Source organism: Clostridium thermopalmarium DSM 5974 (assembly GCF_002995795.1).
In the GTDB taxonomy this organism is placed as follows: domain Bacteria; phylum Bacillota; class Clostridia; order Clostridiales; family Clostridiaceae; genus Clostridium_H; species Clostridium_H thermopalmarium.
The window spans coordinates 130,218-138,250 of record NZ_PVXN01000021.1; the positions used below are offsets into that span (position 1 = coordinate 130,218).

Annotated in this window: 10 protein-coding genes; 2 read left to right on the forward strand and 8 right to left on the reverse strand. The window is 29.5% G+C overall.

The annotated features are described in order from the left end of the window. Positions 1-18: 18 nt before the first annotated feature. Positions 19-1,263 carry a GerAB/ArcD/ProY family transporter gene (locus tag CPAL_RS05485; RefSeq protein ID WP_106024235.1) on the forward strand — a complete coding sequence of 415 codons (1,245 nt, stop codon included), beginning with the start codon at positions 19-21 and terminating at the stop codon, positions 1,261-1,263. Between the two features lie 67 nt (positions 1,264-1,330). On the opposite strand, the gene yhbY is transcribed toward CPAL_RS05485, so the two are convergent. From yhbY to CPAL_RS05525, 8 genes are all read right to left on the reverse strand, one after another. After that, positions 1,331-1,621 (reverse strand): ribosome assembly RNA-binding protein YhbY, encoded by a 291-nt coding sequence (yhbY, locus tag CPAL_RS05490; protein WP_061858642.1) that lies wholly within the window; start codon positions 1,619-1,621, stop codon positions 1,331-1,333. A 17-nt stretch (positions 1,622-1,638) separates the two neighbouring features. Beyond that, positions 1,639-2,913 (reverse strand): GTPase ObgE, encoded by a 1,275-nt coding sequence (gene obgE / locus CPAL_RS05495; RefSeq protein ID WP_061858641.1) that lies wholly within the window; start codon positions 2,911-2,913, stop codon positions 1,639-1,641. Between the two features lie 71 nt (positions 2,914-2,984). Next, complete coding sequence (locus CPAL_RS05500) at positions 2,985-3,527, reverse strand: Spo0B domain-containing protein (protein ID WP_061858640.1); 543 nt, start codon at positions 3,525-3,527, stop codon at positions 2,985-2,987. Positions 3,528-3,579: 52 nt separating this feature from the next. Next, positions 3,580-3,879, reverse strand: coding sequence for a 50S ribosomal protein L27 (rpmA, locus tag CPAL_RS05505; RefSeq protein WP_061858639.1), 300 nt, complete (start codon positions 3,877-3,879; stop codon positions 3,580-3,582). A 3-nt stretch (positions 3,880-3,882) separates the two neighbouring features. Next, the gene (locus CPAL_RS05510) at positions 3,883-4,209 is read right to left on the reverse strand and encodes a ribosomal-processing cysteine protease Prp (RefSeq protein WP_061858638.1); all 327 of its coding nucleotides are present in this window, start codon (positions 4,207-4,209) and stop codon (positions 3,883-3,885) included. A gap of 2 nt (positions 4,210-4,211) precedes the next feature. Continuing rightward, positions 4,212-4,523 carry a 50S ribosomal protein L21 gene (gene rplU / locus CPAL_RS05515; RefSeq protein ID WP_061858637.1) on the reverse strand — a complete coding sequence of 104 codons (312 nt, stop codon included), beginning with the start codon at positions 4,521-4,523 and terminating at the stop codon, positions 4,212-4,214. 124 nt (positions 4,524-4,647) lie between these two features. Then, positions 4,648-6,090: an Rne/Rng family ribonuclease gene (locus tag CPAL_RS05520; RefSeq protein ID WP_061858636.1), complete on the reverse strand. Its 1,443-nt coding sequence runs from the start codon at positions 6,088-6,090 to the stop codon at positions 4,648-4,650. A 24-nt stretch (positions 6,091-6,114) separates the two neighbouring features. Then, a complete protein-coding gene (locus tag CPAL_RS05525; RefSeq protein WP_061858635.1) occupies positions 6,115-6,732 on the reverse strand; it encodes a 3'-5' exonuclease in 618 nt (205 codons plus the stop codon). 168 nt (positions 6,733-6,900) lie between these two features. Between CPAL_RS05525 and CPAL_RS05530 the strand changes: the two genes are divergently transcribed. Continuing rightward, positions 6,901-7,764: a DMT family transporter gene (locus CPAL_RS05530; protein ID WP_061858634.1), complete on the forward strand. Its 864-nt coding sequence runs from the start codon at positions 6,901-6,903 to the stop codon at positions 7,762-7,764. Positions 7,765-8,033 lie beyond the last annotated feature (269 nt).

Below are 8,033 nucleotides of genomic sequence, written 5' to 3' on the forward strand. Positions count from 1 at the left end.
AACAAAGGGAAGGATTTTATGGATAAATTAAACAGCAGACATCTCATATTTATTATTTTAGGAACTTGTATAGTTTCATATAAAACTTATCCAAATATAATTGTTCAATGTGGGAGAAGGGATTCTTGGATAGCAGTTTCGATAGCTTCTATATTTCTAATTTTATATGCTATTTATACTTTAAGAATTTTTATAAAAACTAAATGCTATGATTTATACAATATATATACTTCTGCACTAGGAAAAAATTTGGGAAGCATATTTTACATATTGTTTATTTTTACCCTGTTTTTAACTTTAGTCGAATCTGCTTCAGTGGAAGCTAATTCTATGCATCAAAATATGATATTAGAAACCCCAACTTGGTTTATACTTTTACTTTTTATAATAACTACTGCTTATTGTGTAAAAAAAGGGCTTAGACCTCTTATAATAACTACAATTGCCGGAATGTTCTTTGTAATGTTAGCAGGCACTAATTTAGGAATACTTACTCAGAAATACAAAGATAATAAATATCTATATCCTATATTGCAGTGGGGATTTGATAAGAATATGATTATAGCTACATTAAGATCCCTAGCTCTATATGGACCTATATCCATACTATTTCCATACCTAAATAATATAGTTGATAAACATAGAATAATAAAAACTTCCTTAGTTGGTATATTAATCGTAGTACAGATGCAAATATATTCACTTATAGGTGTAGTTACCACCTTTGGATACAAAAAAGCTTTAACTATATATTATCCTAAGTTAATTCAAACTCAGCTAGTAAGTCACTTTGATTTCTTAGAGGCCGGAGAGCTGTTTGTTATGCTGCAAATAGTAGGTGGATGGTTTATAAAATATATTCTAACCTTCTACGCATTTTTAAAATTAATAGAAATATTCTATAATAAAAAAAAGAGTACAGCTATATTGGTAATTTCCATATTAGTTTTTATCCTTTCACATTTTACTTCAAAAAACGGATTTTTGATGCTAAAATTGCTGGTTATTTATAATTATATTGTTTTAATAAACTTTATAATAATCCCTGCAATTATATTCACCATATATTCAGCTAGAGTTTCTAATAATGAATCCAATAAATATGAATCTCAAGATAAATACTCCAAAAAAGAAAACTCAGAAGACGCCAAAGTCTTAAAATCCAAAACGAATCTTAATAGTGAAAAATCTTTGACAGTTTACAATGATAAATACTTACTACCACAAACTATTGAAAAACAGAAAAACAAAATGCTAAATTAAGAAATTCTTAATTTAGCATTTTGTTTTTCACTTTAAACTAACTTCCTAGCATTATACTTTTCTCTTTTTACGGAAGCTCTATCTTTGGTTTATTCTTTGATTTTTTATAAAGTACTAAAATATTTCCTATAGCTTGAATTCCTTCACAATTTAGTTTTTCACATATTTCATCTGAGGCTTCTCTTGCTGTATATTCGCTATTATTAAGTACTTTTATTTTTATGAGTTCCCTTGCCTCTAGTGCATCCTCAACTTGCTTTAAAAATGCTTCATCTATTCCGTTTTTGCCTACTTGAAAAATAGGCTGAATCGTATTTGCGAGTCCTCTTAAATAGCTTCTTTGCTTACTGCTTATCATATCTATCCTCCTAATAATTACAATAAAAATTCAAATTCAAAGTCGTTTAGTCTTACTAAATCTCCATCTTTAATTCCCATTTCTTTTAATTCATCTATGATTCCTTTGCTCTTTAGAACCTTTTGAAAATATCTTAAAGAGTCTGGATCATTTACATTTACGCTTCTTAAAAGTCTATCTACAAAACTTCCTTCTATAATATAAACTCCATCTTCTACTCTAATATCATAAGTAAATCTCTTCTCTTCCTCTACATACATTTCTTCTGGATCAATTTCTAAATCTTTTACTGGAATCGTACTTAAAATTCTTGCTGCTTCTTTTATTAATTCATTTACTCCTTCATTGGTAGCCGCAGAAATCTTAAATATTTTATCATATCCCATCTTATTTAATTCGTTTTTAAAGTTTTCAAAAACCTCTTCGTCATATAACATATCGCTTTTATTAGCCGCAATAATTTGAGGTCTATCCCAAAGTTTTACGCTATAATTTTTCAATTCCTCATTTATTTTTTTAAAATCCTCTACAGGATCTCTTCCTTCAATTCCTGATATGTCTACCACATGTATTAAAAGTCTTGTTCTCTCTATATGTCTTAAAAAGTCAAAGCCAAGACCTACACCTTCTGAAGCACCTTCTATTATTCCTGGTATATCTGCCATAACAAAAGGTGGCACTCCTTCAACTTTTACCACACCAAGATTAGGCTTTAAAGTAGTAAAATGGTAGTTTGCTATTTTAGGTCTAGCTTTACTTACCATGGATAGAAGGGTTGACTTTCCTACATTAGGAAATCCTACTAATCCCACATCTGCTAGTAACTTGATTTCTAAAGTAATCTCTCTTTCTTCTCCTGGCATCCCTGGTTCTGCAAAATTAGGTGCTTGTCTTGTAGGTGTTGCAAAATGATAATTTCCTTTACCTCCTTTACCTCCCCTTGCAACAACATAAGAATCTCCATCATGAGATAAGTCTACCATTATTTTATTGGTTTTAGTATCCCTTACTACCGTTCCCATAGGTACTTTTATGTATAAATCTTCACCTTTCTTACCAGAAGATTTAGAGCCTGATCCATTTTGTCCTTTTTCCGCCACATACTTTCTGCGATACGTAAAATCTAATAAAGTAGTTAAATTTCTATCTGCTACTAGAATTACACTTCCTCCATCGCCTCCATCGCCTCCATCAGGACCTCCTAAAGGCACATACTTCTCTCTTCTGAAGGAAATAGCTCCATCTCCTCCGTCTCCTGACTTTACAAATATCTTCGCTACATCTATAAACATATATATCACCTTACCTCAATTTTTAATTTATGCCAAATAAAACTTTTAGTTATATAATTTAAAACAATTCTTTACAGTCCAAAAGTCAATCTATAACCTATATTGTTATTATACATATATTTATGTAACTTTATGTCTTGTATTCCAGATTCAATTACCTGCCAATCTTCCATCCAATCTAGTTCATCAGCACAGGACTCTTTGTTAGCAATAAGAAGACTTTCTCCCATATCATCTTCAAAAATATATATATATACAAATTTACATTTGTTATTTTCAAATTCATTAATTATATTATTTACTAAATCGATTTTTTTATCGCCCTCTAATTCAAAGACTTTTCTCGAAAAACTATCTATTTCTATATCGACTTCTACTGAAACCTGCTTTTTTCTAAGACTTTTTAAAAGTTTCTCCATTGCAAAACCAAATCTATTATCACCTAATGCATACATTCTACTTAACATCTTGTTGTGTTTAGAAACATCATTTATATAGTTTAAAGCTTCATCTTTTTTATCTAGCTGCAAATATCCATAAATTATTTGAATATCATTCATATGGTCATGTCTTGCTCTTCTAAGCTCACTTACAAAATCATGAAAACTATCCATTTTGATCCCCCATCAATGAGTTTTAAAAAAGCACCCTTATGGGTGCCTTAAACTATTCTGCTACTTTTTCTATTTCTACAGGATAAACGCTAGCTTGCTTTTTATTTCTTCCAACTCTTTCATATCTTACTATACCGTCAACTTTAGCAAAAAGTGTGTCATCTCCACCTCTACCAACGTTAACACCTGGATGAATTTTTGTTCCTCTTTGTCTTACTAATATATTTCCAGCAAGAACAAATTGTCCATCTCCGCATTTAGTTCCAAGTCTCTTTGATTCAGAATCTCTACCGTTCTTAGAACTACCTACCCCTTTTTTATGAGCAAATAATTGAAGGTTAATTAATAACATGAATTACACCTCCTCTACCCTTACATTTATATAATCACCGTAAGTTATTTCAATGTTCTTTAATCCGAGTAACATAGTTTGAAGTAAAACCTGGCACTTTTTAATTTCTTCCATGGAATTCTTCTCTAAACTCAAATTTAAAAAACCATCTTCAATGTAGTATTCTACATCGATTTTTAAAACTTCCAAAATGCCAATTAAAGTGGTTTGTGAAATCATAGATATAGCACTACATACTATATCTTCTCCTTCTTCCTTAAACCCTGCATGACCTTCTATTTTGAAAGCAATTAAGTATTCATACTTTTTTTTAAAAGAAACACTTGTCATAATTAAGCTTCAATCTTTTCAATTTGTAACTTAGTATATGGTTGTCTGTGTCCTTTTTTCTTTCTAGAATCCTTCTTTGGTTTGTACTTAAATACAACTACCTTTCTAGCTTTTCCTTGTTTAAGAACCTTAGCAACCACCTTAGCTCCATCAACAATAGGAGTTCCAACTACTAAGTTACCATCTTTATTAACAGCGATAACTTCAGTTAATTCAACGTTTGTATCTACTTCAGCATTTAGCTTTTCAACAAATAAAACGTCTCCTTCTTGAACTCTGTATTGCTTTCCACCTGTTTGAATTATAGCGTACATTAAAATACACCTCCTTATAAGAGTCTCGCCGCCTTCGGTACGCAAATTTTTGCGTTTTTTGACCTTATGCGTGCGGTTTACAAATGCCATTGTAACATACTGGCTTTTGTTTGTAAAGATAAATTTAGCCATAAATCTTTAAATCTTCAAACTTTTTTACCTGGCTTGCAAAAATCAAAGGTTCCACTTTGAAATATTCTAGATTTTCCATAAAGTTTATATATATCTTCTTATCTAAACCATCAATTTCATTCACAAATTTTAGAACATCTCCTAAAACTTCCTCTTTATATATTTTGTCTATTTCAATGTATATGTCTTTGATTTCATAATCATTGCTAATTCTTACTATCTCATTTTTAATCAGTTTATTTAAGTATGAAAGTTTTATTTTCTTTGCCTTTCCATGACATACATTGCAGTCTTCCTCTATATAATCATAAATAGATTTTCCTCTTCTTTTTCTTGCAATTTGAACTATATTTAGCTCCGTGAATGGATATATAACTGTCTTTTTCTTATCATCCCTGAATCCTTCTTTTAATTTCTTAATTATTTTTTTCTTGCTTTCAAGACTGCTCACGTCTATAAAATCTACAACTATTATTCCTCCTAAATTTCTTATCATTATTTGCCTTGCAATCTCTTCTGCCGCCTCTAAATTCGTGATAAGAGCAGTTTTATCTATGGAATTTTGTTTTGTATTTTTCCCAGAATTTACATCTATAACATACATCGCCTCTGTTTTTTCTATTACTATGTTCCCTCCACTTGGAAGAGCAACCTTACTATTTCTAAGAGAAAGAATTTCTCTTTCTATATTATAATAAGAAAAAACACTTTGTCTTTCTAAATGAAGTTCTATTTGAGGATTTAAATCTGACTTACCGTATACAAAACTCTTTATATATTCATAATCTTTCTCATCATTAAGGACTATCTTACTTGTTGCACTGCTTAGCACATCAATTCCAACTCTCCCCAAGCTTCCTCCTTTATATAAAAGACCAGGTTTAATAGAATATTTACCTTCATTAACTATTCTTTTATATTGCTCATATAATTCATTTATCTCTTTATTCACATCATCTATATCTACTTCTAAAGCATTAGTTCTTATCATAATACCAACATCTAAAGGCTTAATTATGTTTTCTTTTATGTATTCTTTGAAATTTTCATTATCACCAATCTTTTTAGAAAAATTAACCTTATTGTTATAAGTTATAATAACAGCATATCTTCCTGGAATGCTTATAAAATTTGTAACTTTAGGACCTTTCTCTCCTATTGGCTCCTTCATAACTTCTAGTAAAAGTTCATCACCTTTTTTTATATTCTCATTATTAAATTTTTTATGCATATACATATATGCATTTTTCTCAAATCCAATATCTATAAATGCACATTTAATAGCAGGAACTATATTTTTAACTACACCCTTATATATTTCTCCGGGAAAAGGCTCATTTGTTTCTTCTTCTATGAAGCATTCCTTTAATCTTCCATCTTCTTTTATTGCAATTCTTAAAACATCTTTTTCTCTTTCTATATAAACTTCTTCCAAACATTTCACCTCATTTAGTACATTCTATAAGTTTTTTATAAACTTTTCTTCAATCTCATATCCATTAATAAGCATATTCTCCGCTATCTTCATTACTAATCTGGCATCTGGCAATGCAATATGCCTATTTTCTATAGGTATATTTAAAAAATTCAAAGCTCTATCTAAAGATATATTTTGCTTCAGTTTATAAAATTTTCTAAATTCAATAGATAAATCTAAATAATCTTCTTTTAAAAAAGGCATTGTAATATTATAAGTTGCACATACATTTTTTAAAATATCATACTCAGATCTTCCCCAAGATATCCATATTGTTTCTTTGGGAATATACATTTTTTCCATATCTTTAAAAGCTTCACTTATATCTATTCCGTTTTTTATATCTTGAAAAGATATTCTTCCTCCATAAATACTTTGATGTTTATTAGAAGAAGACATAAAATATCTCGGTTTAATAATTCTACTGTATTCTATAACCAAATTTTCACTTTTTTGTACTGCACCTATCTCTACTATTTCTTGAAAGTACTTTTTGGCCTTGTTATCTATAATTCTTGTAGTTACAAATTCAAAATCTACAGCCATTATATTATAAGGAACCAAAACTAAATTATCGCCATTTACTAAATAAAAACTCATTTATATTATCTTCTCCATAGCGCATAAAATTTGTCATTTTTTATTATACCCTAACTTTCATGAAAGTAAAAGTTGAAAACCTGAAAGGTTATAATGTAGCAAAATTTGATATCATACGTTATACTAATAATATTAATTACTCTAAACTTTATAGAAAGGGATCATGATATGAATTTTACTAAATTAAACAACAGATATAAAGGCATATTATTCTTAATAATATCTTCTTTTGGTTTTGCTATGATGTCAGCTTTTGTTAAATTATCCGGAGATTTGCCCTCTTTTCAAAAAACATTTTTTAGAAATATAATAGCAGTTTTGGTGGCACTTATATCCATAGTGAATCACAAAGGTAAATTCTTTGGAAAAAGAGAAAATCAAAAATTATTATTACTCAGATCTTCCTTTGGAACCTTAGGGATAATTTTTAACTTTTATGCTATAGATAAACTGGTTTTATCTGATGCTAATATGCTAAATAAACTTAGTCCATTTTTTGTGATTATTTTTTCATGGCTATTTTTAAAAGAGAATATAAACTTAAGACAAATACTATCAATAACAATTGCTTTTTTGGGGGCATTATTCATAATTAAACCATCTTTTAACTCCGAGATAATTCCAGCAATTATTGGAGTACTCGGATCAATAAGTGCAGCATCAGCATATACTTGCGTTAGAGCATTAGGAAACAAAGAAGCTCCGGATACAATTGTATTTTATTTTTCCTTTTTCTCTAGCATTGTAACTTTTCCATTAATGCTGCTCTCTTACAAACCTATGAGTATACTTCAATTAGCTTATTTAACTTTAGCTGGAGTTTTTGCAAGCGTTGGACAATTTGGAGTAACTTATGCTTATAAGTATGCCCCTGCTAAAGAAATATCAATATTTGATTATTCGAATATTATTTTTTCAGCAATAATAAGCCTAATCTTCTTTGGAATACTTCCAGATTACTTAAGCATCATAGGTTATATTATTATATTTATAGCTTCTCTATATATGTTTCTATATAATAGAAAATGCTGAGTCAAATTAACTTGACTCAGCATTTTTATTCTTAAATTGCAATATTAAATGCAACACCCCTGTGAAAAAATCATGTAGAATAGGACTGACAATAGTCAAAATCAGCCTTAAGCCCATCTTAATAATAACAGGAGATGGCGTACATGGGTTTGTCAAGGGCTGCGTAGCAGGCGGAGCTTTACCCTTGATAAACCACAAGCGACATCTATAATATTCAAAATATGGGATTAAGCAATCTTCGATAGTTCTTCATAAAAATATTTTTCTGG